The organism is Pseudomonas sp. GV085 (assembly GCF_003050925.1).
Taxonomy (GTDB): Bacteria; Pseudomonadota; Gammaproteobacteria; order Pseudomonadales; family Pseudomonadaceae; genus Aquipseudomonas.
Window position 1 is genome coordinate 124,887 of record NZ_QAOV01000006.1, and the last position, 24,138, is coordinate 149,024.

A 24,138-nucleotide genomic window follows, 5' to 3' on the forward strand; every position below is an offset into this window, starting at 1 on the left:
GTGTGCAGTTCGACCGAAGGATGATGGTGGTGGGCTCACGTCCGCCGAAGCGCCGCTGGCCGCCATGAGCGAAGCACTGCGCGAAAGTGATCGCGAGCGGCAACCGGCATAACCCGACACATTCCTGTGCCTGCCGGCAAAAAAACCGCAGGCCGGGAGCGATTTATCGAGCGGCAATCTGCTCACTTCCACTCAACTCAAAGTCAATAACTACCCGGTCGAGATCATCGACGGCCAGGCGTTCATTGCCACCCTTTCCGAGGAGTCCGCGCCATGAGCGCCATTGCTCTCACCCGTATCCAGACCCGCACGCGCGAATTGGCTCCGGGCTTTATTGTCAGCCTGATCGTGGCCGCCGCCGCGTCGTTTTTGTCCGAGCACTACGGCGCACCGGTCATGTTGTTCGCTTTGTTGCTGGGCATGGCCTTGAATTTTCTGGCCGACGACGGCCCCTGCAAAGTCGGCGTCGAGTTCACCGCCCGCACGGTACTACGCATCGGCGTAGCCCTGTTGGGCATGCGCATTACCCTGGAACAAATGGCGGCGCTGGGCTGGAAGCCGATCGCGCTGGTGGTGATCCTGGTGGTTGTGACCATCGCTGTCTCGGTGATCGCCGCGAAGTTTCTGGGTTTCTCGCGGCTGTTCGGCATGCTCACCGGTGGTGCCACGGCGATCTGCGGCGCTTCGGCAGCCTTGGCGCTGGCGGCGGCGTTGCCGAACCATCCCCAGAAAGAGCGCGCGATCTTGTTCACGGTGATCGGCGTTTCAGCGTTGTCGACTCTGGCAATGATCGTCTATCCAATGATTGCCAACTGGTTATCGCTTTCACCGCAAGTGGCCGGGGTATTCCTCGGGGCCACCATCCACGACGTCGCCCAAGTGGTCGGCGCCGGCTACGGCATGTCGACCGAGACCGGTGACACCGCCACCGTGGTCAAGCTGATGCGGGTTGCCATGTTGCTGCCAGTGATCGTCACCGCGGCCATGATCACCCGCATGCAAGGTGCCGACCCGACCGGCAAGCGCCCGCCACTGCTGCCATGGTTCGCCGTGGGCTTTCTGATCCTTGCCTGCATCAACAGCACAGGCTGGATCGCGCCGGCGGTGCAAGGCGGGGTCAATGAGTTGTCGCGCTGGTGCCTGGTGATTTCCATCAGTGCCCTGGGCATGAAGACCCGACTCAAGGAGTTGGCGGCGGTCGGCATCAAACCGATCCTGCTGATGGTCGGTGAGACGGTGTTCCTGGTCGTGCTGGTGCTGTTGTTATTGCGTTGGGGCCTCTGAAAACAGGCCTCACACAGGTTTATGGCAGGGCTTCACTGGGCTGGCTCCTCGTTACAGTGAAGCTCACCACCGGTGTCACAAGCACCGGTTTTTGCGGCGACTGTACCAGCAGTCGCCGTTTTTTTTGTACATCACAAAAATGACCGGGAAAGACGCCCTCGTTTTCATGAAAAACAATTCGCAGACCACGCAAAAGAACGCCGATTTGTCAGATGTGTTTGTTCGCACGAACATCATCAGGCAAATCGGCGTTGGTGTTTCTGTGTTTCCAGGGATCGCGTGAAAACCCTTTGTAACCGTGGGCTCAGAAAAGTTTGGGGGCGGCGGCACTCACTGCGCAAAGACCAGACTGTTTCTGCGCGCTACGCCACGCCGCCGGTGGCATGCCGAACTGGTTGATGAACCAGCGGGTAAAGGAGCTGGCCATGGAGAAACCGAACATGTCGGCGATGCGGCTCAACGAGTGGTTCGGGTTTTCCAGATAACGCAGCGCCAGGTCACGGCGCACATCGTTGATCAGGTCGTTGAAGGCACAGCCGTCGTCCTGCAGACGACGCTGAAAGGTGCGCACGTTCATGCCCTGTGACAGGGCGATCTGCTCGATGGTGGCGCGCCCCATAGGCAACAACAGGTAGATGGCCTTGCGCACCTCGAACAGCATCGAAGTGCTTTCATCACCCTGTAGAGAGTCGATGTAGTCTTGGGCATAACGGGCCATGCCCGGATCGGCATTGGGGTTGATCATGTCGAGACTGGCGTCGGAGCAAACGATGCCGTTGAACTCGCTGCCGAACTCCAGATTGCAGCCGAACAGGCGCCGATGCAGGTTCAGACTGTCAGGTGGCTGGTGCATGAAGTTGACGCTGTAGGGGCGCCACTGGGAGCCGAGCAGTGTCGAGCACAGGCGAAACAGCACGCCAATGACCAACTCCGTGGCCTGACGAATGGGCAGCAGGGATTCGGTAACCATCTCTGCACGAATGATCACCATCCTGCCGGCCTCTTCAACGAAGATTCCCAGGGAATCGTTCATCAGATGACGGTAGCGCTCCATCACCTGCAAGGCGTCGCGCAGGGTGCGTTGTTGGCTGAGCAACAGGCTGACCACGCCGAAGTCCGAAAGCTGGCGCGACTCTGCCATGCTCAAGCCGAAGGTCTGGCAACCGCTGGCGGCGGCCGAATCTTCCAGCAGGCGCACGGCGGCGTCGATCGGAATGCGGTATTCGGAGGCTTGCAGCTGAGCCTTGCTCAGGCCGGCAACTGCCAGGACGTCGCGCGGGTTGAATCCCAAGTCCTGGGTGACTTCCAGGTATTTGGTCAAAACGGCGGCGCGAACAAGCTTGGGCATGCGTAGGATCTCCCTCGGCCGATGGCGGCGTTTCTTTTTTCATCGAAGATGTATTGAGCGAGAAGACGGCGCGTGTGGAAGTACTGATAACGCTAGCGATCTTCAACCTGGTCTGGCGCATTGCAGAGCAGGAAGCTCGGTCCCATCTTAGGGAGCACCAGCGCGGCGGCATGGGCATGGTGGGATAATTTCTTAGCATATTGGGACGCTGCCGGCGGGCCACGACTGGCGGCGGCAGAAACAGCGCTACTGGCTTTTGATATGTCCCAATTTCACAAGATTGTGTCCTGTGAAGCTTAGTGCGGAGCACCCTGTCAGAGCTACCTTCAGGCCCACAACTGATAAGATGGAGGTAGATAATGGATACGCGCACTTCAATGCGTATCGGTCAGCCGCTCGCTGCAATGGCGCAGGTGGATGCCGACGATCCTGATGTATTCAACCACTGCTTTGCCGAACTCAACGGCATCCGCATGCATTACATCGACGAGGGAGAGGGCCCGCTCGTCATCCTTCTGCACGGTTTCCCTTACCTTTGGTACATGTGGCGCCGCCAGATCGTGGTATTGGCCGAGGCCGGCTATCGAGTCGTCGTCCCGGATCAAAGGGGCTTTGGGCAATCGGACCGACCCGATGCCATCGAAGCCTATGACATGAGCCAGGCCGTCGGCGACATGGTGGGTTTGATGGCGGCCCTGGGCGAAACGTCCGCGGTAATCATTGGACATGACCTGGGCGCCTGGGTGGCCCAGGCGGCGGCCATGCTGCGACCGGATTTGTTCCACGGTCTGGTGATGCTCAATACCCCGGTACCGCCGCGCGGCAAGGTCAAACCAACCGTGGGTCTGCAGGCCATGGCGAAAGGAAGGGTCTACCACCACCTGTATTTCCAGCAACTCGACAAGCCGGATCGCGAGTTGGCCAATGATCCGCGCAAGACCTTGAGCAGCGTCTTTTACTCGATCTCCGGTAGCGCCGTCGGTGCCGAACGCTGGCGTCTGTTCGTCGAGGCCGGTGAACCCATTCTCAATGCCTTTACCGAGCCAAAGGGAGCGTTCCCGTCCTGGCTGAGCCCGCGGTCGCTCGACTACTACGTCGCCGAGTACGCGCGCACGGGGTTTACCGGTGCCCTGAACTACTACCGCTGTCGCGACCGCAACTGGGAAATCACCGCGTTTCTCGACGGCGCGAAGGTCAGCCAGCCAAGCCTGTTCATCGGTGGTGCTGCCGACCCTTCCCTGGAGCCGGTGGAAATCCGCAGCCTCTACGATCAGATGGACGCCTACCTGCCCGCTCTGCGCAAAAAGGTCCTGCTACCCGGTGTAGGCCATAGCGCCGCAGAGGAAAGCCCGGCTCAGGTCAACGAATTGCTGCTGGAGTTTCTCGAGCAGTTGATGTCCGGCGACCCGGCCTCTGAGCCAGCGGCTGGCTAAACCCCTTGATAGCGGTAATGCAAAGGCAGGGCGAACGCTACCGGCATCTGCCGTAACGTCCGCCCTGCCTTTGCACATGGACAGGGCTGGATTTTTTCCTTGCTACTCAGCTGGCAGCCTTGACCAGCAGATGATCGCCGAACTGCTCGCGCAGGCGGTTCTTCAACACCTTGCCCGTAGCACCCAGTGGAATCGTGTCGACGAAGACCACATCATCCGGCGTCCACCACTTGGCAATCTTGCCGTCATAAAAGGCCAGCAGATCTTCCCGGGTCAGGGTTGCCTGTGCATTCCTGACGATGATCAGCAAGGGCCGTTCATCCCACTTCGCGTGTTTCGCGGCGATGCAGGCCGCCTGGGCGACTGAGGGATGGCTCAGGGCAATGTTCTCCAGATCGATCGAGCCGATCCACTCGCCACCCGACTTGATCACATCCTTGCTGCGATCGGTGATCTGCATGAAGCCATCGCCATCGATGGTCGCCACATCGCCGGTGGGGAACCAGGTCTGGCCGGCGTGTTCGAGCAGCGGCGAACAGTCGCTTTCATTTCTGAAATAGTCGCGCACCACCCAAGGTCCACGCACCATCAGGTCACCCGACGTCGCACCGTCCCAAGGCAACTCCATGCCATCCGCGCCGACGACCTTCATGTCGACGCCAAACACTGCCCGGCCTTGTTTGGATTGCACGGCATTACGCTCTGCCGGGGACATCTCAAGGTGCCTGGCCTTCAGGGTGCCAATGGTTCCGATCGGGCTCAATTCAGTCATGCCCCACACGTGCAACACCGCTACGCCGTAGATTTCCTGAAACTTGTGCAGCATCGCCGTTGGACAGGCTGCGCCCCCAATGATGGTGCGCTTCATGCTGGAGAAACGCTGGCCTGTTTCCTCCAGATGCCCAAGAAGCCCTTGCCAGACCGTCGGTACGCCGGCGGACAGCGTCACCTGCTCCGCTTCGAGCAGTTCAAACAGCGATTTGCCGTCCAGCGCAGGGCCCGGAAATACAAGCTTGGCTCCGACCATGCAAGCGATATACGGAAGTCCCCAGGCGTTGACATGGAACATGGGCACAACCGGAAGGATGACGTCGCGCGCCGAACAATTCAGGGCATCCGGCAGCGCAGCCGCATAAGTGTGCAGCAGCGATGAGCGATGACTGTACAAGACCCCTTTCGGGTTGCCCGTCGTGCCGGAGGTATAGCAGAGCGTACACGCGGCATCCTCGTCGAGATCCGGCCAGGCGTAGTCGGAGGAACCCTGTTGAAGCAGATCTTCATAGCACAGCAGGTTGTCGATACCGGCGTCTTTGGGCATGTGCGCCTGATCGGTCATGGCGATGAACGCCTTGACCGTCTTGCAGCGGCCAGCAATGGCCTTGACCAACGGCAGGAAGGTCATGTCGAAGAAAATGTACTGGTCTTCGGCATGATTGGCGATGTAGGCAACCTGGTCTTCATGCAGGCGAGGGTTGATGGTATGCACAATGGCACCCATACCGGACACGCCATAGTACAACTCCAGGTGACGATAGCCATTCCAGGCCAGCGTACCGATCCGGTCGGCGGGCTGGACACCCAGGCTGGTCAGCGCGCTGGCCATCTGGCGCGCGCGACGGTGGCAGTCACGAAAGGTGTAGCGATGGATATCGCCCTCCACCCTGTGGGACACGATCTGCGTATCGCCATGATGGCGGTCGGCGTGCTCTATGAGCGAGGAGATCAACAGCTGCTTGTGCATCATCAAACCATGCATGACATCACTCCGTTCGTACGTCTTTGATCGGGGAGCGGACAGGCGGCCAAGGCCCTCTGTCAGACTCCGCGTCAAAACCGCGAACCGGGACAGCCTGTTTTCCTCCCCTGGATTTTTGCGATCAGGTTACTGTCCCGGCTCCCCTATGAATCGAGGGATGCCGGGCGTTTTCCTGGAACTCGGATCAGTTGAATGCCGTGAGGTCTTTCGGTGCGATGTCATGCTGCTCGCAATAAGCTAGATAACGTTGCAACCCCGTCTTCCAGTTTTCCAGCGCGACAATGTTGTCGTTGCCGTCCAGGAACGCCAGATCGCCAGTGACTTGAACCAGCATGAGCGAATACCCGTCTGCGCTTCCTGTGCTGACGACTTCAGGGGTGTGAGTCGACGCGGCCGTCTCGTAGACGATGCTGCCGGGGCCGGCGATCCAGTCATGCTCCTTGTATTTCCACTGGCCTTCGATCGTGTAGACCATCACCGTCCCGGTGTGGTGGTGCTTGGGCAGTTGCATGTCCAGCGGCGCCTTCATCATGACGATCCATTCACCACGGATCGGGTCGAGCTTGAAGTACTTCAGCAGGACGTTTTCCGCATAAGGCGTAAAGGGAATCCACGGCAGGGATTCGCCATCGATGACTGCGGTGTCGACGTGTTCGTAGAGCATAGGTATCTCCATTGTTTTGTTTGAGATCGAACAATTGTGAGCGGCCAGGGTTACCCGACTGACTCAGATGGTCGGTCGGGTGTCCTGAATTTTCCCGGAGGGAACCGTTTGGATCAGACGAGCGGGGTACCCACGAGGGTGGCACGCAGCATCTTTCTTGGCGCATTGCCGTAGTCAGCCACTGCGTAGTGCTGAACTTGCAGGTTGTCCCACATGGCAACCGTGTTGGTCCGCCACTTCAGGCGTACCTGATATTCCGGAATGGCGGCCTGGGAGATCAGGTAGTTCATCAGATGATGAGCCTCCGGCATGAAGTCCTGACCGTAACGGACGTCCTCGAAGTTGAAGAAATTCGAGAAATGGGTGGTGAACGCCGAGTTGACGAACAACACCTTTTCACCCGTCTCAGGATGGATAAGCACCACCGGGTGTTCAGCGCTGGGGGTCTTCACGGCCATCGCGAGACGTTCTTCACGCGGCAACTGGGCACCAAAGGATTGTTCGGCGCCGTGCTTGGCATACAAGCCCTCGATCCGTTGCTTGATGGTGTCGGGTAGATTGTCGTAGGCCATCACCATGTTGGAAAACAGCGTGTCTCCGCCAGTCTCCGGGCCCAGTTCGCAACGCAACACCGCGCCGCGCGGCGGAGCTTGCTTGAAGGTGACATCGGCATGCCAGAGGTTTTCGCGGCTGGCCTTTTCGACGTAGCTCTTGGGCTTGCCCGGCTCGAGATTGCGATACAGCGTCAGCAGCTTGTCCGCCTCCGGATGGCTGGGCGCCAGGGGATGGCTTTCCAGTTCCGCGAATTGCATGGCGAAGTGCTGTTGCTCCAGCGGGGTGATGTCTTGATCGCGGAAGAACAGCACTTTGTGCTTGAGCCACAGCTCCCGGATTTGCGCGATCAGTTCTGGATCTTGGGCAGCGTCGACAAGGCTGACGTTGCTGAGCTCGGCGCCGATGGCGGGTGTGCAAAGCTCTACCTTGATCGAATGCTGGCGCACCGACGACCGGATGATGGCCGGTGCCGAGGGCGATGCTGGTGAAGGAGTGTTTTGGATGTCGGCGATTTTTGTCATTGTTGTCTCCAATCCGTGCTTGTACGGCGATGCGCAAGATGTGCATCCGGTATAGGTAACAGGCCACCGCTGATGGCAGAGGTACTGGTCCTATAGTAGATATCTCGGGCACGAGACTATGGGCGCGGCGGGACAGTTTCTTAGCATATTGGGACGGCGCATTGGAACCACGGACTAAGCTGATTAATGTCCACGCTCCGGCGCAGTTTTTCCTGCTGGGACGGACTATCTATATCTGGTCGTTTGCCTTCACTCCGGCGCCATCATCACCGCGAGCGTCATTTTGATGAACTCTTCGTTCTTGTCGATAGCTTCAAGGGCGCTGCGCACGTTGTCGGCGACATCGGCTGATCCTCGCTGCTCGACCCAGTTCGAAAGTTCCAGGATTGCGGCTTCAAGGGCAAGTTGGTTTTCGTTGAGCTTGAACAGCAGGGAAGGGAGCAGGTCAGAGTTTGGCATCGCGAATCCTCCGTGGAGATTTCAGCGTAGCAGTCGTCAAACGTGGGGAAAAGCCGAAAAGGTTTGGGGACTTTTTCGGGGATTCGCTATTTTTGGTTGAGCTCTGTAGGGCACTGTTTGCAGCGAGCGTCAGTAGAAGACTCAACAAACGGTGGGGAATGCGCCCATTTTCAAGCATGGGGTGCTAGGGGCCGAGAACCTCACAGCGAGACGCTATGGTATGCGTGATCGGCATATCTGTGGTGTAGGTCGCTTCGGAGCGAGAACATACTTTGACTCTGAAATGGGTGATTTTTCCGGTCCGCAATCTCTGAAAGGTATGCGGAAACATTGGCCCGGATGGCAGCTAAAAAGGCGTGATTGCGACCCGGAAAAACTATTGAAAGGTGCGGCTTGATTGATTTTCCCTTGGGACTTAAAATCCCCCGCTCGTAAGGGCGTGCCGGTTCGATTCCGGCTTCGGGCACCATGAATATCAAGGGCTTGCGTGAGATACCTCATGCAGGCCCTTAGTTTTTTATTGCCGCAATTTTTGAATCTTGCCGCAATTCCTACTTTGTTGACGTCACTTTCTTACCTTTTCGGTTACGGATGTAATGCTTGGTCATCACGACGGTGGTGTGATCTAGTTGGTCTATCGCCTCTCGAATGTTGCCGGTTAACGCCGGGCTGCACTTTCTGGGCACGAACGCTCGCACCGCCGAGGGCTACCACGGCAATTTCTACTTCGACGAATTCTTCTGGACGTTCAAGTTCAACGAACTGAACAAAGTTGCCAGCGGCATGGCGATGCAGAAGCAATACCTGCGCACCTATTTTTCGACGCCGTCGAGCATGGCCCACGAGGCCTACACGTTCTGGACCGGTGAGCGCTTCAACAAGGGCAAACCGGCGGCCCAACGGCTCACGTTGGACGTGTCCCACGACAACCCGAACAGCGTGTGGGTGAAGGATGCTGTGGCTGCCTACGTGTCTGCGGCTGTTCAAATGCTGAGTTGAGCGCCTGACCGGCGGAGTTTCCCAGCCGGCCGACGATAGTGAAATATCACTGGCCGGCAGTCGTCATGGAGCCAGGCATTTATCGCTTCCCCTTCATACAGACTACGGAAAGATAAGCACCCCAAAGAACACCACACAGGGCAAGTATGAGCTCCGGATTGAAAATGCCCTGATCGACCGGCCCCACCAGTATTTCGCTATAAAGGCACATGGCGCCCGCGATCAACGCAATAAAGTAGCCGGTCCGGGTTCTAGTCCGGCGCAGCAACAGAACCTTTTTCAGACCCTCGTCTTTCCATTCTTGAAGGGGCATGAGTTGGATCTCCTCCAGCAACACCACACCCCACAGCAACGCACACAACCAATAACCTATCATCATAATGTCCTCCAGTTAGAACATTGGTTCAACATGAATGCAGCGCGCACTCCGCGCTCAACTTACGAATATCGATTCCAGAGTCTTTTCTGACTCGTGCAATTTGCTCACATGCATATCCATATCCTGAAGCAGACGAGAAGGTTCAAGCGGCTGCCATGGACGGGGAGTCCGAGCGGAGCACGCCCGGTCTCGTTGCCAGTGGTCGCATCCCGCTGGACCAGGTCGGCGGCGTCGAAGTCATACTCCCAGCGGTGTCCCATGCGCGTTTGCACAGATGGAACAGAACTATCAAGGTTGAGGCCAGCACGATTTCTGTCGCAAGCAGCTGATTGGCGTCCAACTCCACGCGAGGCCACCATACATAGAGAATGAACCGTGCGGCATCCGGCGTGGCAAACGCTATGGCCACTGCCAGCAAGGTGATGACGCCATGCGACATGACGTGCCGCAGCACGGCGAGAAAGTCGTGTTCTTTGCTGATTGGTTCCATGGGGTACCGCTCCCATTTGGGAATGATTGCCAGCAGAAAAAATCTTCTGATAACAAGGACTGGGCTAAACGCTCCAACATGCGGCGCATGATGGCCAGTTCATGGTTCTTGTCGTAGAAGGCGTAGGCTCCCGCTTTTGTGAAGTACCTCCAATCTGTCGGAGCTGCGCAATTGCTGACCACGATGACTTTTGTCCGCGGATACTCGGCCGCGACCACACGCAATACTTCCATGCCCTGACCGTCGCCGAGGTTGACGTCCAGCAAGACGACATCGGGCGGTTCACGCCGGATGGCAGCGATGGCGGTCGATGCGCGGTGGAACACCCCGGCAAGTGACAGGCCCGCGATCTGCGGCAACACCGTGCGCCGCAGCGCTGGCACAACGTTCGAATCCTCAACGACAAACAGGCGCAACGGGCCTGTATCTCTGGCTGGCATCAGTGCAGTCAATGGTTCGGTGTGGGTGACCTGCATGATTTCACCTGACTTTTGACATGGCGTTACAAGACGCTGACGAAGACAACTCCATTCAGCGGACGGAAATTTTCCGAGAGGTAAATGTGCCTGATTGGAACGGACCCCACCATCGGCGTTAGCCGGAGTTCTTTGTGGCGATATCGGCCAAGCGCTTGTAGTGATTCCACTACAAGCAGGCTGGATCGGGCGACGCTTCGGCGAAGCCGGGCATGTGCTGCGCATCATTCCTGCACAGTTCGTCAAACCGTACCTGACGTTCAATCAGGACGATTCAATGATGCCCGGGCGTTTACCGCAGAGCGTGGAGGATGCTGAGAACGATTGAGTGACTCGGCTGCGTCGGATGGCAGGGTGTTCTAAGTCAACAGGCCGTTTTCAAGTGCATAGCGGGTCAGTTTCGCGTTGCTGTCCATCCCGGTTTTTTCCAGGATACGTGCCCGGTACGTCGTGACGGTACTCGGGCTCAAGTGCAATATCTGCGCGATGCGGACAATTCTCTCGCCTGAAGCAAGGAGCTTTAGCACTTCAAGTTACCGGTCGGATAGCGCTTCGTGGGGTGCCCCGTCGCCTCTGCCGATAGCGCTGACCAGTTTTTCTGCCAGCTCAGGACTGACGTGCTTGCCGCCTGAGGCCACCTTGCGGACTGCCGCCACCGGGGTGGCGGCGGAAATATCCTTGGTGAGGTATCCCGCTGCGCCGTGCTTGATTGCGCGTAACGCATTGGCCTCGACCGAATGCATGCTCAACATCAGAACGGCGAGCCTGGGTCGGTTGCTGCCCTTCGCAACAGGCAGCAACCGAACTACAGCGGCCAGTCACGCCAGGCTATCGTCGGCTAGTAATGGACGGGCGATGGGGCTGAGTGAGGGGGCAATCCAAGCTGATTTAAGGTGCGAGGAAAGGTTGCAGTGAATGTTGTACCGGTGGTGAGAGTAGACGTTACAGCCACTTCGCCGTAGTGCGCCCTTACAATCTCCCGAACGATGAACAGACCCAACCCGACACTTCTGAGTTCGGCATTGTCATGACTGCCACGGATCATCGGTTCGAACAAATCCCCAAGCAACACCTCAGGTATTGGGGTGCCAAAATTGTGCACAGTAATAATGACCGCTTGATCTTCAACGTGTGTAGAAACGGTGACTTCTCTATCGGCGGCGCCGTAGGCGACTGCATTGGCGACCAGGTTGCCGATGAGCTGATAGAGCCGATCACTGTCTGCAGAAAAATCACCTTGCCCATACCGCAGATGGGTCAACTTATGCCCGGGAAAAGCCAGGCTCAACTCGTCCAGGCAATCGGCCACCAGTTCGTGTAGATCAACGGGTTTGGGCAGGACCGAGATACCTCGCCCGACTTGCGTCAAGGTGAAATCCAGCAGATCGGCCACCAGACGCTGTGCGCGCTCTACCGAGTGGGTGATGTGGCCAAGTATTTGTGCTTGTTTAGCATCCATCTCCCTGCGGCCCAGCAGTTCCGCCGCCATTTTTATCGCCGACAATGGGTTACGCAGGTCATGACTGACAATCCCGATAAGCTGCTCGGCGAACAGGGCTCTGTCTTCAGCCGCAGCGTACGTGATACGCAACTTGTCTTGGGTCATATCCAGTACGCGTTGGTCCTTGAGGTGTTTCGCCAAATGCCTTTCGGCAAGCATTCGGGCATTGAGCAGTTCGCGCTCGTACCTTTGGCTATCCGCGGCTTTGAACAGGGTCATTTCATGAAAAATGCCAGCAGAATGCTCACAGCTGATGGCGCTGAGCATCATTGGAATGGAATGTCCGTTGTAGTGAACGAGGTCGAACTTCACATCAGCCACGACGCCCTGTATCTGCATGAGGGGCGCCCAGTACATCTTGTGGAACGTCCTTCCCTCGTGTTTCATCAAGTCCTGGATGTGACGACCGAGCAGCTCTTTTCGCCGGTAGCCTAACCAGCGGCAGAACGTGAGGTTGACCTGTGCGATCTCGCCATTTTCTGCGGTCAGCAGTAAGCCTCCGTCAGCTTCGTCGGAGAGAACGTCAGAACCGGGTTGCGACTCGTCATCTGAGGGCATTTGCATTCACTGACCAATGGGGTCGATATCTGGAAAATTATAGACTCGACTCGCGCAAGGACCCTCAGGATTTGCCCCTTTCGCAGTGATTGGCCTCGACATTCGGGGGTACACCAGCGTGAATGACCGTTTATGGCCGATTCTTTTGAAAAAGTCGCTCTGCCCAAACTGCCTGATCATTGACTGGTTAAAATGCCTTTTTTGCACGCTGCTACGTGAAATCCGAGTCCGGATGCCTCTGCCAAATGTAAAAATTTCAATCTCGGACGCGTACTTTTCTGATGCGCAAACCATGGCTGACTTTTTCAACAGAATCGGCCGGTAGCGGCTTCTCGCCGAAGGGATGTTATTTAGGAAAACAGCGGGAGAATTTCTTGCCGCAAAGTTTTTTAACTCAAGTATTTATTGGGCTGCAAGACAAGCAGTAAGGTGATTTTGAGGTGAGGGTCTTTATATAACCAGCTGATTTATAAATAATTATTCCTGGACTTAAAATCCCCCGCTCGTAAGGGCGTGCCGGTTCGATTCCGGCTTCGCTGAAGTCAGGTCGCTGGCATCGGACTCGTAACTGCATTGGGTTCGTCTCGATACGTCCAGAAGCACCGCTAGCGTTTGCTGGCTGGCGCCTATGCGTTTGCGCTCCGTTCGAAGCCGACTAAAGATTGAATCCATGACCTTATCCTGCTGTTATCGAGTCGTAGAGCTGCCTCAGGCGCTGAACCGCCGGGGCGATATCCGGCTCCTTGATGCCTCCGTACCCCAGAACCAGAAGATCATCATCGACGGTTGCATCAAGCTGGTAGGAGCCCCTCAGGGTCAGGCCAAACTCCGGTGCACGACGAATCATTTCCCGGGCAATGCCTTTGGGGGTAACGGTGACTGCGAGGTGGATTCCCGCAGCGCCTGCGGAGAACTGAATCTTAGAGCCAAACTGCTGGAGCAGACTTCTCTGCAAGAGATTTCTTCTTCCAGCGTACACGGTCCGCATCTTCCGAATGTGGCTCGCGAAGTGCCCCTCCTGGATGAAGTCCGCCATAGCTGCCTGGACGGGGAGGAGGCCTGGGCGATACAGCTGGGTCATCCCTTTGCTGAAGGCGTCAGCCAGGGGCTCAGGTACCACCAGGTAGCTCAAGCGCAGACCAGGGAAAGCCACCTTGCTGAAGGTCCCGAGATAGATAACTCGGTGCTTGGTATCGAGCCCCTGCAGGGATGGCAGAGGCTCGGTGTCGTAGCGAAACTCGCTGTCGTAGTCGTCCTCGAGGATCCAGATGTTCCGCGCATCGCTGAACGCAAGCCACTCCCGGCGGCGCTGCAGCGACATGATGTTGCCAGTGGGGTATTGATGCGATGGCGTGATGAACGCGAAGCGGGGATTAGCCTCGTTGGCCAACTCAGGAAGGCAGGCCCCATCCGAGTCGATTGCAATGGGTTGAGCAGCGAGGCCGGCGGCTGAAAAGACGACTGGAGCTCCCCAGTGGCAAGGCGTCTCGATCAATACGCTGTCACCCGGATCACTCAACAATTTTGCCACCAGATCCAACGACTGGTGCGTGCCCATCGTGATGATGATCTGCTCGGATCTGCACTTTACCGCCCTGGATGCATACAGGTAGGAGGCGAGCGCCTCACGAAGCCGGCGGTATCCCCCGTGCTCAACGTACCCGGTGAGCTCCATATGGTTTTTCCGGAAGTACCTGTTCTGCAGCCGCTTCCAGATGTGGAAGGGGAAAAGGTCTGCATCGGCTACACCAGGCACGAAGGCGCCACCGGCGTTGGCGAGGCCAGTGACCCTGGACGTTATCGCCAAGCCGCGGCGTGAAAGCAGAGCTGCTGTGTACTCGGCTTCCTCAACCTTCTTCGGTAGATAGGTTTGCGGAAGAGTGTCCGCTACGTACGTACCGCTGCCGGGGCGTGAATACAGATAGCCCTCCTCGGTGAGCCGCTCGTACGCCAGTGACACGGTGATACGGGAAATTTGTAATTGGTCGGCCAGAGATCGCGTGGACGGCATTTTGAAATCCACGGGCAACCTCCCCCGAAGGATGGAGTCTTGGATGATTTGATAGATCTGCCTCTGCAGCGTTTCACTGCCTTCCCTATCAAGCTTCCCAACCAAAAAGTCGTGGATTCGCGCGCTCATAAACTGGACCCAAGCTCAGCAAGTATTTGCGCGTAAAAGATAAGTCCAATAGCGAGCGATGTCAGCCCGTATTTCAAAATCGACCCGGAACCCACGCTCATGCGCATCCTGGCCCCGGTAGCCGGACCTCAGCCTGAACTGTCTTGAGGCTGTGCTGGCGCTTTTCGAAGGGGGTCTAAAAGTGGACTTATAAACTAGATAACTCTGGCTCTAATCGTTCTGTCCAATCTGCATTATCGTCACTTCCGCTGCGCAGAGCAGCCGCTGATTCCGATGTTTATTCAGAGTGACGATCCGTGAAAACTCAAACCAATGCGCCGAATGATCATGTCCTCACCGCTGCTGTTCCGCAGGCCTCTGACGAGCAGGCGCAGGCCGTGGCGTTGGAGCAGTTCGGTCTGCACTGCCAGGCACAACTGCTCGCCGGCGAACGTGACCTGAACTTCCATCTTCGCTGCCAGGATGGCCGTCAGTTCCTGCTGAAGGTTTCCAACTCAGCAGAGGACGTCAACGTAGCCGACTTCCAGAACAAGGCGCTTCTTCACGTCGAGCGCACGGATCCCACCCTGCCCGTATCGCGTGTTTATCCGAACCAGTCCGGCACCTATCAGATTCCGGTCGAACTGGGTGGACAACAGGTCTTGGTGCGCCTGCTCTCCTTCGTCGAGGGTGTACCGCTCAACAGGATCGAAGCTCCCAGCCAAGTGCTGAGTGAGAACCTGGGCGTACACCTGGCTCGCTTGGGCATTGCCCTGCGCGGCTTCTTCCATCCGGCTGCCGGCCATGAGCTTCTGTGGGACATCAAGCACTGTTCGCGCATGGGCAGTTTGCTGGATCTGATTCCCGATCTCGAAGGCCGGAGCCTGGTAGCCCGGTTCCTCGAGAACTTCGAAACCTACGCGCTCCCACGTCTTCAAGGTCTCCGTGGTCAGGTCATTCACAACGACCTCAACTTCCACAACGTGATCGTTGAACGTGATCGTCCGGAGAACATCCGCAATATCCTTGACTTCGGCGACATGGTGCATGCGCCGCTGATAAACGATCTGGCCGTGGGCGCCTCCTACCAGTTGGGCGCTGGCGAGCACGTTCTATCCCAGGCGCTGCCCTTCATCGGTGCGTACAACAGCGTATGCCCGCTGGAAGAGGTTGAGCAGGAGATCCTCTTCGATCTCATTGCTGCACGCATGGTGATGACCGTCGCCATCACGAACTGGCGCGCGACGATGTATCCGGAAAACCGAGCGTACATCCTGCGCAATGCCCCATCCGCGTGGGTCGGCCTCCGTGGATTCTCAAACATTCCCCGTGGACTCGCTCAAGAACAAATCGCTCGCATCTGCTCGAAGGAGGCAGTGGCATGACAATGGTTAATGGCTTCACGGCGACCGACGCCGAACATCTCTCCCAGGAAGAGCGCGGGCTCATCGCGCGCCGCGACCAGACCCTCGGCCCGGCATATCGCCTCTTCTACGAGCGTCCCCTGCACATCGTGAAGGGGGAGGGCGTGTGGCTCTACGACGCCGACGGCAAGCGCTACCTGGACGCCTACAACAACGTCGCATCGATCGGTCACTGCAACCCGCACGTGGTCAACGCGATCTGCGAGCAGGTGAAGGTGCTGAACACGCATACGCGCTATCTGCACGAGGGCATCCTGAACTATGCAGACAAACTGCTGGCGACGTTCCCTTCGTACTTGAATCACGTGATGTTCACCTGTACCGGCAGCGAAGCGAACGACCTGGCCTTGCGAATCGCCAAGCAGTACACCGGCGGTACTGGCGTGATCGTCACCGAACTCGCCTACCACGGCATCACTGACCTGGTGTCTGCTGTCTCTCCCTCGTTGGGAGCAGGCGTCGAGCTGGGCACGTTCGTCCGCAAAGTCCGCGCACCTGATGCCTACCGCCTAGGCGTCGAAAATGTTGCGCGGGTCTTCGTGGAGGATGTCCGCGCGGCCATCGATGACATGCGCGCCAATGGCATCAAGCCTGCGGCCATTCTCTTCGACGGCATTTTTGCCAGCGATGGCGTACTGTCCGACCCTGCCGGCTTTGCGAAGGATGCAATCGCCCTGGCGAAGCAGGAAGGCCTGCTGTACATCGCCGACGAAGTCCAATCCGGCTTCGGGCGCACTGGCTCCCATCTCTGGGGCTTCCAGCGCCACGGCGTCGAGCCCGATATCGTGACCATGGGTAAACCCATGGGCAATGGTCAGCCGATCGCCGCCGCGGTCATGCGCTCTGATGTCGTCGAAGAGTTCGGCCGTACCGCTCGCTACTTCAACACCTTCGGTGGCAACCCGGTGTCCTGTGCTGCGGCTAATGCCGTGTTGGACGTCATCCAGAACGAAGGACTGCTGCGCAACTGCGCGTCGGTCGGTGCTTACCTGAAGGCTGGAATCGAGGAGCTTGCCAAGCGTTACGAAGTCATCGGCGACGTTCGCGGCGCAGGCCTGTTCCTAGGGGTTGAGCTGGTTAGCGATCGCTCCACCAAAACCCCCGATGCCGACGCCACGCGCCAGGTGGTCAACGGGCTGCGTGAGCGCGGCGTGCTGATCAGTTCTGCCGGTCCGATGGAAAACATTCTGAAGGTTCGTCCTCAGCTGATCTTCCAGCGAGCGCAGGCGGACATCTTCATCGAAACCCTCGACAGCGTACTTGGCGATCTCAAGTAAGCGCTGCCAAGGCCGGAGTGGGGGCGCGAGATGTTCCCACTTCGCCTAGGAAATTTTGGTCACTGTCTAGTAACGGAGGTACGTGGTTGCTCCCCAGATAATTTGAATACGATCAACCGGGACAGTTAGGTTTCTGCAAGCAATTTTATTCGCTTCAGTGCCACCCAGATCTCTGTCGTAGCTGCCGTGAGAAAAATAGGTTTTCAACTCACAACAAGAGATCTTCCTGTCTTCCAAATCTACTTTTTGCTAATTAAAACAATTACATGCAGCTTTATAGGAGCGCAGCAATGAACGCAAAAGTACTGGGTCTTGTGGCACTGAGTGGGTTGGCAATCGCGGGGAATGCGATGGCAGAGAGCGTCACCGTTATCTCGTACGGCGGGGCGAGTAAGGATGCTCAGATCACGGCTTTCTACAAGCCGTTCGAGAAGGAAGCCAGTACGGAAGTGATCGCCGGTGAGTGGAACGGTGAGATGGCCAAGGTGAAAGCCATGGTAGACACCAAGAGCGTGAACTGGGACATCCTAGACGTGGAGGACAACGATCTCGCGCGGGGTTGTGGCGATGGGCTGTTCGAGCAGCTCGACTACAAGCGTCTAGGGATCAAGGAGCCTCTGGTCAACGGCGCGCAGACCGAATGCGGCGTAGGTATTTTCGTTTGGTCGAATGTGCTCGCGTACAACGCTGACAAGCTCAAGGTCGCGCCCACTGGGTGGAAAGATTTCTGGGACCTGAAGAAGTTTCCTGGCAAGCGCAGTTTGCGCAAGTCTGCGCGCGGCGCCCTTGAATTCGCCCTCATGGCGGATGGCGTAGCTCCGGCTGATATTTACAAGGTGCTCTCCACGCCGGTGGGCGTCGATCGTGCCTTCAAGAAGCTGGATGAGATCAAGCCGAACATTCAGTGGTGGGAAGCTGGCGCTCAGCCGCCGCAGTACCTCATGTCCGGTGACGTAGTGATGAGCTCGTCCTATAACGGCCGCATCCACGTCGCTCAGCAGAACGGGGCCAATCTGAAGATCGTCTGGGACGGCAACCTCTACCAGTTCGATGAATGGGCCATTCCGAAAGGGACTCCCAATCTGGACGCGGCTTACAAATTCATTTCGTTTGCCATGCGGCCGGAACAACAGAAGCTGTACACCGAAAAAATGGCGTACGGCCCGACCAACACTGCAGTTGCGGCACTGCTCGATAAGAAGCTCGCCAGTGAGCTGCCGACGCATCCGGAAAACATGAAGAACGCGTTGCAAATGGACGTCGAATTCTGGACCGATAACGGCGAATCCCTGGAGCAACGCTTCATGTCCTGGGCCAGCAAGTAACCAGTGGCACCGAGTCACCGTGAGCTCCATCTCTTGGAAAAAAACAGTCGGCTCCATCGTTGGCAGTTCAGGCCGCCGATTCGTGCGCGCGAGCGCACTATCGGAGTCCTTGGCCTGGTAAATCTCGGGAAGGCTATTGCCGAAGCCCTGGCCGGAGATGGATTCCAAGTACTGGGTTGGAGCATTACGTCAAAATCTCTTCCAAATATCACGTCCTATATCTGGAGTGAACGACCTCGAAGAGTTGGCTGCAAATGTTGACATGCTGATCAACGTGCTGCCGCTGACTCCAGCCACACACGGAGTTCTTAATTTCAGATTGTTCGAGTGCTTCAAACGTCCGGTACAGCTCATAAATATTGGGCGTGGTGCGCACCTGGTCGAAGCTGACCTGCTGTCTGACCTGCACGCAGGACTGATTGCCGGGGCGATGTTGGACTTAGCTTCTGTCGAACCCTTACCCATAGAAAGCCCCCTTTGGGATCCGACATTTTGATCACTCCGCACGTCGCCGGACTTTCAACGCCCAGCAGTGTCTCCCAGCAAATGGCAAAGAACATAAAACTTGCTCTTGAAGGTCGAGCGCTTACAAATCAAGTCGGTCTCTCCAAGGGGTATTAGTTATTCCTTGTAGAGGTTAAAAGTTGCCTGACTCAATTTGGTAACGGTGCCAAACATGTATGGGCTTGACCTCCTACCAATACAACAATCAGAGGTAGTAGTACGATGGATACAAGTTTTGCTGTAAGTAAAGATCAGGGCCAGGAGACCAGCCTGAAGGCGGGATTAAAACCCCGACATTTGACGATGATGTCTATCGCGGGTGTTATTGGCGGTTCTCTGTTCGTGGGTTCTGGTAGCGTCATTCATAGTGCCGGCCCCGCGGCAGTTCTAGCGTATCTTGCTGGCGGGATTCTCATGATGCTCATCATGAGGATGCTCGGTGAGATGGCAACCTCTTCCCCCGATACTGGATCGTTCTCTACCTACGCCGACCGCGCTATCGGGCGCTGGGCGGGATTCACCATCGGTTGGCTGTATTGGGGTTACTGGGTAATCCTCATGGCCTGGGAATCCTACGTGGCCGGAAAGATCCTGCACAACTGGGCACCCGGCATAAGCGTTAACGTCTTCGTGCTGGCCACGACTCTGGTGCTTATCAGCATCAACTTCTTCAATGTCAAAAACTACGGAGAATTTGAGTTCTGGTTTGCCCTGATCAAGGTAGTGGCCATCTTCAGCTTCCTGGCAATTGGCAGCCTTGCAGTGCTCAATATCTGGAGTTTCGGCCCTGTTAGCGGAATCAGCAATTTAACCGAACACGGGTTTATGCCGAATGGCTTTGATCCCGTAGTAGGTGCCATGCTCGGGGTTATGTTCGGCTTCCTTGGTGCGGAAATCGCGACTATCGCAGCATCGGAGTCTGACAACCCGTCGCGTCAAATTGTTAAGACCACTAAATCGGTGATTTGGCGTGTCGCACTGTTCTATGTCGGCTCCATCTTCCTGATCGTATGCCTGGTGCCGTGGAATGACCCGATGCTGGGCGAATCCGGCTACGGCTCGTACCGCCGTACTCTCGAACTGCTTGGCATCCCTGGGGCTGAGCTGATCATGAATGTTGTGGTGCTGACATCTGTGAGCAGTTGCATGATCTCTGCCCACTACACGGCGTCCCGTATGCTGTTTTCGCTCGCGAGTCGTGGTGACGCACCGGCTATTTTCAAAATTACCTGGCAAAAAACCGGTGTGCCTATCTATGCCGTCATCGGTTCTTGCGCGATTTCCGTGGTTCTAGCGCTCATTAACTTCAGCGAAACTCTGCGCCCCAAAGATGTGCTCGATACGCTGATGAACACTACCGGCATGATTGCTTTGCTGGTTTATCTGGTGATTGCGTATTCGCAGCTTAAAATGCGTCGCAAGCTCAAGGACCAAAGCCAAGATATCCCGCTCAAAATGTGGCTCTATCCTTGGCTTACCTGGGCAGTGATTGTGTTCATTCTGGCGTGCATCGTGATCATGGCTTGCATGCCTGAATACCAAGTCCTGGTTGTGTCTACAGGTGGTGCAGGGATCCTCGTCGCACTGATCGGCATCGTCCATCAGCTGCGCTGCAATTCCCGCTAAGCCACGCTATTGGTTCGGATATCTGGCAGCCAATGCTGAGCAGCTTCGTGATTAAGCGGAGCTGATCACTAGCATGGGCCAGGCGGCGGACAGGATGTCTGCCGCCGGTAGGGGTACTTTGCGAATGCTGCTTCTAGAATGGGCATGGGGGAATAACGTGCGAAATTGCATTTCACCATCGACGGTAAATGCCAAGGAGCACTGATGAGTTATGGAATTTTCGGTGGCGCTTACCGCCCCCGGGCGCCGGTGAAACACAAAGTATTCGTGAGCTACCATCACCACAGTGACCAGGCTTGCTACAACGCTTTTTCAAACGCATTTCATGTTACCTGCGATGTGATCTACGACAACTCCCTTGAGCGCAGCATCGATAGCGATGACGTCAATTACGTGATGCGCCGTATTCGGGAAAATCACATCACCGGCACGTCTTGTACGATCGTATTTGTTGGCGCGGAAAGCTCAAAGCGGAATTACATCGATTGGGAAATCTCGGCGACACTTGAAAAAGGTCACGCCCTGATTGGCGTACGCCTACCCACTGCGGAGTCACCACCGATGGTGTACATCACTCGGCCATCGAGCACTTCGCCCTGAGTGCCCAGGCGGTAATCGCCTTCGGCGGCGTGGGCATGCGTGGCCATGGTCGAACAGTTGGCCGCCGTTAGCGTTATTACACGCCAGGCGAGAGATCTCGAGTCTAAGAACAATGCCGATGCGACCGGGCGCGACTTCTGCGGTCATGCGTGTAAAGCCGGTCCCGCAAGTGATGCTGAGTCCAGAATGTCCAAATTTTCGTTGACAGCATGACTTTCAGTCGTCCGGTGGCAGGTCTGCATGGGGGAGGGAACAATTGCATCCTTGCTCTTCTGTTCCGCCGCAGCAAAGGACCAATAATCGGGTGAGTTCGGAGTAAATCACCAAGTGAGCCGTTGGCGTCGATCTGTGAGGTCTTGGGAGCGTTGTATGGAGGGGCGAAGACGGTCCAGTCAACCAGAAGTAATTCGCGTGATTCATTGGGGAAAATCAGCAGAAGGTGCGATCGTCCAATGTGCTTCCGTTATTTATTGACGAGCGTCAACAGCTAGCCGAGACCAAGGCTAAGAGTGGGAGAACATCAGCTTTACTCCAGCCGCTCCGAAAACTAGCGCAAGGGTGCCTTCGATCCATCGGCGCGCTCGGCGGTATCCCCGAATCATAGGCGCGGTGGAGAAGACGATCGCATAGCCACAGAAGATAGTGACGCTAAGCACGGCGCAACCGGCCAGAATAATCGCGACTGTTTTTGGCGAAGCTTGCGGCCCCAAGCCAAGGGTCATGGTAGCGATCCAACCGAGTAGTGCCTTGGGGTTTGTGAGATGCATGAGCAAGCCGCGCTGATACAGGCTGAACCCCGAGACTTTTGGCGCGGCCGCTATCTCTTTCTCGAGCCGCTCATTGGACGTTAGAGCAGAGCGGCCTGCTTTGATGGCAAGGAAGAGCAGGTAAGCACCGCCAACCGTTTTTAAGGCGCCCAGCGCTTGCGCATATTGTGCCAGGATCGCTGAGACGCCCGTGGCTGCCATCGATCCCCAGAAAATCGAACCACTGATGACACCCGCTGCTAGCAGGAGCGCAGGCTGCCTGCCTTGGTTCATCGCGACGCCCATTATCCGCATGTTGCTCGGTCCAGGGCTCGCTGCTCCAACAATATAGGCCGTGAATACGAGGAGGAGATGGTGGTAATCAAATGACATTAAAAGCCCCTTAACGAAGTTCTATGCCAGTCAGCGGCTCTGTTGCTAGCAGCCCTATGACGGGGCGATGATGGACGACCACAAGAGCCGACCCGCGCGGACTCCTCTGTAAGCTTCAGTGCGATGCTGTCTGAACGCTATATTTCACGCCCGGATTGGTGGATCTCCGTTACAGACATGGTGAATATCAGTTTTGATTTGCCGTTATTTGAGTAGGCATGAGGTACGTCTGTTTTTGCTACGGCTGAGCAACCCGCAGAAATGCTCAGCTCGGTATCACCTACTGTGAAGTGAAGTGTCCCTTTCTCCACGTGAAATAGCTCAGTAGTGCCGTGAGGATGCCCTGAGGAGGCAAAAGTTTCGCCGGGAAACATTTCCCAGCGCCAAAGCTCAATCATGTTCGGACCACTGGTTCCAGCCAGGAGCCGAGCCGTCCCCCCCAAGTTTCCTGTCCAGAGTGTGGGGATATCCTTACTTTCGATGAGGTGGGCAGATGGGGCGTCGGACACGTTCACGACATCAGCAACTGAAAGACCCAAAGCAGCAGCGATTTTGCAAAGGATCGCGATGCTTGGGTTAGCCGTGCATTTCTCTATCTCGACCACCATGCCCTTGCTGACACCGGAGCGACGGGAAAGCTCGTCGAGAGTGATTTTCCGCTTCTTTCGTTCCTCTTTGAGCCTACGGGAAACTGCCTCGCTAACGGTTTGAACGTCGGCCCCGGTGTTGGTCGGTATATTGACTATTTTGGTCATTGGTCGCTAGTATGAAATGAATTTTAGGATTAAAGGGATTCTCTGATGCTGTCCGTACTGCCGTCAATCGACCAAGACGTAATCAATTTGGCACCTGAGTTCAGAGCGCTCAGCATTGTGGTCGAAGCTGCACCAATCGCCAATCCAGATATTGGCAAGGACGCTTTGTCTCGAGCCTGTCAATCAGTCACGGCGGGTGGTGCTCTATGGGCGGAAGCTCACCTGACCGCTTGGGCGGATCTCTTCCGAAAATTCGGTGCCAAGCCGCAGCGCACCCCTTGCTCAGCTGAAGCTCTTCGCAAACGAGTCCTGCGTGACGGTAGTCTGCCGAGTATCGATCCAGTGGTTGATCTCTATAACGCCATCAGCATTGAGTACGCAGTTCCTGTCGGCGGTGAGAACGTCGAAGCCTATGTGGGCTCGCCGCGACTCGCTGTAGCTGATGGGTCGGAACCTTTCGACACCATGAAAGAAGGTGCTCCAGCCCACGAATATCCTGATTCTGGCGAGGTTGTTTGGCGGGACGATAAGGGGGTGACTTGCCGTCGTTGGAATTGGCGCCAGGGCGTCAGAACACGGCTCAGTGCAGATGCGAAGCACATGTGGTTCATTCTGGAAAGTCTGCCGACAATGCCGCTCGAGGCATTGACTGAAGCGGGTGACAAGCTGATAGAAGGCCTGCAACTGATGATGCCAGGCGCTCAGATTGAGAGTGTACTTATCGGTCCAGGTGCCAATTAGTAAATAAGCGAGACGGCACGGGCTGCTTGTGGGGATGCATACGGGGTTATGTCCAATCTTGCCTCGCACGCAGCCTTTTTGATCGGTGGCAATCATGCCCAACCACATCACGTTGGAAAAGCCTGCAGCTGAATCGAAGAAATCTCCATAGCGCATGGTGTCGATTATTGAGCGATGTATGCTTCGGAGTCAGTCCGTCCTGTGG

At 56.6% G+C, this 24,138-nt stretch carries 23 protein-coding genes, 1 tRNA gene and 3 pseudogenes; 14 read left to right on the forward strand and 13 right to left on the reverse strand.

Annotated features, from left to right (window positions below):
- Positions 1-160: 160 nt before the first annotated feature.
- Together C8K63_RS30820 and C8K63_RS14660 are read left to right on the forward strand one after the other, a co-directional pair.
- Positions 161-277 (forward strand): annotated as a pseudogene (locus tag C8K63_RS30820) ((2Fe-2S)-binding protein); the annotation flags it as partial.
- Positions 274-1,284, forward strand: coding sequence for a YeiH family protein (locus tag C8K63_RS14660; protein WP_108217359.1), 1,011 nt, complete (start codon positions 274-276; stop codon positions 1,282-1,284). The pseudogene C8K63_RS30820 and the gene C8K63_RS14660, both read left to right, overlap by 4 nt.
- 304 nt (positions 1,285-1,588) lie before the next feature.
- Here the strand turns inward: C8K63_RS14660 and C8K63_RS14670 are convergent, their stop codons facing one another.
- The gene (locus C8K63_RS14670) at positions 1,589-2,632 is read right to left on the reverse strand and encodes an AraC family transcriptional regulator (protein WP_108217361.1); all 1,044 of its coding nucleotides are present in this window, start codon (positions 2,630-2,632) and stop codon (positions 1,589-1,591) included.
- A 359-nt stretch (positions 2,633-2,991) separates the two neighbouring features.
- Between C8K63_RS14670 and C8K63_RS14675 the strand changes: the two genes are divergently transcribed.
- Positions 2,992-4,065 (forward strand): alpha/beta fold hydrolase, encoded by a 1,074-nt coding sequence (locus C8K63_RS14675; protein WP_218279797.1) that lies wholly within the window; start codon positions 2,992-2,994, stop codon positions 4,063-4,065.
- A 106-nt stretch (positions 4,066-4,171) separates the two neighbouring features.
- Here the strand turns inward: C8K63_RS14675 and C8K63_RS14680 are convergent, their stop codons facing one another.
- The 4 genes from C8K63_RS14680 to C8K63_RS14695 all read right to left on the reverse strand — a co-directional run bounded on the left by C8K63_RS14680 (position 4,172) and on the right by C8K63_RS14695 (position 8,020).
- Positions 4,172-5,821 carry a 3-(methylthio)propionyl-CoA ligase gene (locus C8K63_RS14680; RefSeq protein WP_108217362.1) on the reverse strand — a complete coding sequence of 550 codons (1,650 nt, stop codon included), beginning with the start codon at positions 5,819-5,821 and terminating at the stop codon, positions 4,172-4,174.
- Positions 5,822-6,005: 184 nt separating this feature from the next.
- Positions 6,006-6,485, reverse strand: coding sequence for a 2,4'-dihydroxyacetophenone dioxygenase family protein (locus C8K63_RS14685; protein WP_108217363.1), 480 nt, complete (start codon positions 6,483-6,485; stop codon positions 6,006-6,008).
- 113 nt (positions 6,486-6,598) lie between these two features.
- On the reverse strand, positions 6,599-7,471 hold the full coding sequence (locus C8K63_RS14690) for a TauD/TfdA family dioxygenase (RefSeq protein ID WP_218279798.1): 873 nt from the start codon (positions 7,469-7,471) through the stop codon (positions 6,599-6,601).
- A 339-nt stretch (positions 7,472-7,810) separates the two neighbouring features.
- A complete protein-coding gene (locus tag C8K63_RS14695) occupies positions 7,811-8,020 on the reverse strand; it encodes a hypothetical protein (protein WP_108217365.1) in 210 nt (69 codons plus the stop codon).
- A gap of 333 nt (positions 8,021-8,353) precedes the next feature.
- Here C8K63_RS14695 and C8K63_RS30345 point away from each other — a divergent pair.
- Both C8K63_RS30345 and C8K63_RS14705 read left to right on the forward strand, forming a co-directional pair.
- A tRNA-Leu gene (locus tag C8K63_RS30345) sits at positions 8,354-8,489 on the forward strand.
- Between the two features lie 194 nt (positions 8,490-8,683).
- A pseudogene (locus C8K63_RS14705) lies at positions 8,684-8,947 on the forward strand (terminase large subunit domain-containing protein); the annotation flags it as partial.
- 151 nt (positions 8,948-9,098) lie between these two features.
- Here the strand turns inward: C8K63_RS14705 and C8K63_RS14710 are convergent.
- Together C8K63_RS14710 and C8K63_RS14715 are read right to left on the reverse strand one after the other, a co-directional pair.
- Positions 9,099-9,398, reverse strand: coding sequence for a hypothetical protein (locus tag C8K63_RS14710; RefSeq protein WP_108217366.1), 300 nt, complete (start codon positions 9,396-9,398; stop codon positions 9,099-9,101).
- Positions 9,399-9,797: 399 nt separating this feature from the next.
- A complete protein-coding gene (locus tag C8K63_RS14715) occupies positions 9,798-10,364 on the reverse strand; it encodes a response regulator (protein ID WP_108217367.1) in 567 nt (188 codons plus the stop codon).
- 160 nt (positions 10,365-10,524) lie between these two features.
- Here C8K63_RS14715 and C8K63_RS30350 point away from each other — a divergent pair, with 160 nt between their 5' ends.
- Complete coding sequence (locus C8K63_RS30350) at positions 10,525-10,692, forward strand: hypothetical protein (protein WP_158273943.1); 168 nt, start codon at positions 10,525-10,527, stop codon at positions 10,690-10,692.
- Between the two features lie 31 nt (positions 10,693-10,723).
- On the opposite strand, the gene C8K63_RS30825 is transcribed toward C8K63_RS30350, so the two are convergent.
- From C8K63_RS30825 to C8K63_RS14735, 4 genes are all read right to left on the reverse strand, one after another.
- Entirely contained in the window at positions 10,724-10,891 is a 168-nt protein-coding gene (locus tag C8K63_RS30825) for a response regulator transcription factor (RefSeq protein ID WP_223531110.1), read from the reverse strand.
- A gap of 6 nt (positions 10,892-10,897) precedes the next feature.
- Positions 10,898-11,116: a hypothetical protein gene (locus C8K63_RS30830; protein ID WP_223531109.1), complete on the reverse strand. Its 219-nt coding sequence runs from the start codon at positions 11,114-11,116 to the stop codon at positions 10,898-10,900.
- A gap of 86 nt (positions 11,117-11,202) precedes the next feature.
- Positions 11,203-12,423 (reverse strand): PAS domain-containing sensor histidine kinase, encoded by a 1,221-nt coding sequence (locus C8K63_RS14725; RefSeq protein ID WP_108217368.1) that lies wholly within the window; start codon positions 12,421-12,423, stop codon positions 11,203-11,205.
- Between the two features lie 676 nt (positions 12,424-13,099).
- Positions 13,100-14,563, reverse strand: coding sequence for a PLP-dependent aminotransferase family protein (locus C8K63_RS14735; protein WP_108217370.1), 1,464 nt, complete (start codon positions 14,561-14,563; stop codon positions 13,100-13,102).
- Between the two features lie 296 nt (positions 14,564-14,859).
- Between C8K63_RS14735 and C8K63_RS14740 the strand changes: the two genes are divergently transcribed.
- The 7 genes and pseudogenes from C8K63_RS14740 to C8K63_RS14770 all read left to right on the forward strand — a co-directional run.
- The gene (locus tag C8K63_RS14740) at positions 14,860-15,927 is read left to right on the forward strand and encodes a phosphotransferase (protein WP_108217371.1); all 1,068 of its coding nucleotides are present in this window, start codon (positions 14,860-14,862) and stop codon (positions 15,925-15,927) included.
- Complete coding sequence (locus C8K63_RS14745; protein ID WP_108217372.1) at positions 15,924-17,243, forward strand: aspartate aminotransferase family protein; 1,320 nt, start codon at positions 15,924-15,926, stop codon at positions 17,241-17,243. Before C8K63_RS14740 ends, C8K63_RS14745 begins: the two co-directional genes overlap by 4 nt.
- A 290-nt stretch (positions 17,244-17,533) precedes the next feature.
- Positions 17,534-18,568 carry an ABC transporter substrate-binding protein gene (locus C8K63_RS14750; protein ID WP_108217373.1) on the forward strand — a complete coding sequence of 345 codons (1,035 nt, stop codon included), beginning with the start codon at positions 17,534-17,536 and terminating at the stop codon, positions 18,566-18,568.
- A 3-nt stretch (positions 18,569-18,571) separates the two neighbouring features.
- The gene (locus C8K63_RS31245) at positions 18,572-18,829 is read left to right on the forward strand and encodes an NAD(P)-dependent oxidoreductase (protein ID WP_108217581.1); all 258 of its coding nucleotides are present in this window, start codon (positions 18,572-18,574) and stop codon (positions 18,827-18,829) included.
- A complete protein-coding gene (locus tag C8K63_RS14760) occupies positions 18,726-19,064 on the forward strand; it encodes an NAD(P)-dependent oxidoreductase (RefSeq protein WP_108217374.1) in 339 nt (112 codons plus the stop codon). The genes C8K63_RS31245 and C8K63_RS14760 overlap by 104 nt, the downstream gene beginning before the upstream one ends.
- A gap of 230 nt (positions 19,065-19,294) precedes the next feature.
- Positions 19,295-20,698: an amino acid permease gene (locus tag C8K63_RS14765; RefSeq protein ID WP_108217375.1), complete on the forward strand. Its 1,404-nt coding sequence runs from the start codon at positions 19,295-19,297 to the stop codon at positions 20,696-20,698.
- Positions 20,699-20,902: 204 nt separating this feature from the next.
- A pseudogene (locus C8K63_RS14770) lies at positions 20,903-21,190 on the forward strand (TIR domain-containing protein); the annotation flags it as partial.
- 611 nt (positions 21,191-21,801) lie between these two features.
- Here C8K63_RS14770 and C8K63_RS14780 read toward each other — a convergent pair.
- Both C8K63_RS14780 and C8K63_RS14785 read right to left on the reverse strand, forming a co-directional pair.
- The gene (locus tag C8K63_RS14780) at positions 21,802-22,437 is read right to left on the reverse strand and encodes a LysE family translocator (protein ID WP_108217378.1); all 636 of its coding nucleotides are present in this window, start codon (positions 22,435-22,437) and stop codon (positions 21,802-21,804) included.
- A gap of 137 nt (positions 22,438-22,574) precedes the next feature.
- A complete protein-coding gene (locus C8K63_RS14785) occupies positions 22,575-23,192 on the reverse strand; it encodes a helix-turn-helix domain-containing protein (RefSeq protein WP_108217379.1) in 618 nt (205 codons plus the stop codon).
- A 45-nt stretch (positions 23,193-23,237) separates the two neighbouring features.
- Here C8K63_RS14785 and C8K63_RS14790 point away from each other — a divergent pair, with 45 nt between their 5' ends.
- Positions 23,238-23,933: a B3/4 domain-containing protein gene (locus tag C8K63_RS14790; protein ID WP_108217380.1), complete on the forward strand. Its 696-nt coding sequence runs from the start codon at positions 23,238-23,240 to the stop codon at positions 23,931-23,933.
- Positions 23,934-24,138: the final 205 nt, after the last annotated feature.

Coding starts and splice junctions, on each gene's coding strand:
- C8K63_RS14660 (WP_108217359.1), top strand. CDS start 274: ATGAGCGCCATTGCTCTCACCCGTATCCAGACCCGCACGCGCGAATTG.
- C8K63_RS14670 (WP_108217361.1), bottom strand. CDS start 2,632: ATGCCCAAGCTTGTTCGCGCCGCCGTTTTGACCAAATACCTGGAAGTC.
- C8K63_RS14675 (WP_218279797.1), top strand. CDS start 2,992: ATGGATACGCGCACTTCAATGCGTATCGGTCAGCCGCTCGCTGCAATG.
- C8K63_RS14680 (WP_108217362.1), bottom strand. CDS start 5,821: ATGCATGGTTTGATGATGCACAAGCAGCTGTTGATCTCCTCGCTCATA.
- C8K63_RS14685 (WP_108217363.1), bottom strand. CDS start 6,485: ATGCTCTACGAACACGTCGACACCGCAGTCATCGATGGCGAATCCCTG.
- C8K63_RS14695 (WP_108217365.1), bottom strand. CDS start 8,020: ATGCCAAACTCTGACCTGCTCCCTTCCCTGCTGTTCAAGCTCAACGAA.
- C8K63_RS14710 (WP_108217366.1), bottom strand. CDS start 9,398: ATGATGATAGGTTATTGGTTGTGTGCGTTGCTGTGGGGTGTGGTGTTG.
- C8K63_RS14715 (WP_108217367.1), bottom strand. CDS start 10,364: ATGCAGGTCACCCACACCGAACCATTGACTGCACTGATGCCAGCCAGA.
- C8K63_RS30830 (WP_223531109.1), bottom strand. CDS start 11,116: ATGTTGAGCATGCATTCGGTCGAGGCCAATGCGTTACGCGCAATCAAG.
- C8K63_RS14725 (WP_108217368.1), bottom strand. CDS start 12,423: ATGCCCTCAGATGACGAGTCGCAACCCGGTTCTGACGTTCTCTCCGAC.
- C8K63_RS14735 (WP_108217370.1), bottom strand. CDS start 14,563: ATGAGCGCGCGAATCCACGACTTTTTGGTTGGGAAGCTTGATAGGGAA.
- C8K63_RS14745 (WP_108217372.1), top strand. CDS start 15,924: ATGACAATGGTTAATGGCTTCACGGCGACCGACGCCGAACATCTCTCC.
- C8K63_RS14750 (WP_108217373.1), top strand. CDS start 17,534: ATGAACGCAAAAGTACTGGGTCTTGTGGCACTGAGTGGGTTGGCAATC.
- C8K63_RS14760 (WP_108217374.1), top strand. CDS start 18,726: ATGGATTCCAAGTACTGGGTTGGAGCATTACGTCAAAATCTCTTCCAA.
- C8K63_RS14765 (WP_108217375.1), top strand. CDS start 19,295: ATGGATACAAGTTTTGCTGTAAGTAAAGATCAGGGCCAGGAGACCAGC.
- C8K63_RS14780 (WP_108217378.1), bottom strand. CDS start 22,437: ATGTCATTTGATTACCACCATCTCCTCCTCGTATTCACGGCCTATATT.
- C8K63_RS14785 (WP_108217379.1), bottom strand. CDS start 23,192: ATGACCAAAATAGTCAATATACCGACCAACACCGGGGCCGACGTTCAA.
- C8K63_RS14790 (WP_108217380.1), top strand. CDS start 23,238: ATGCTGTCCGTACTGCCGTCAATCGACCAAGACGTAATCAATTTGGCA.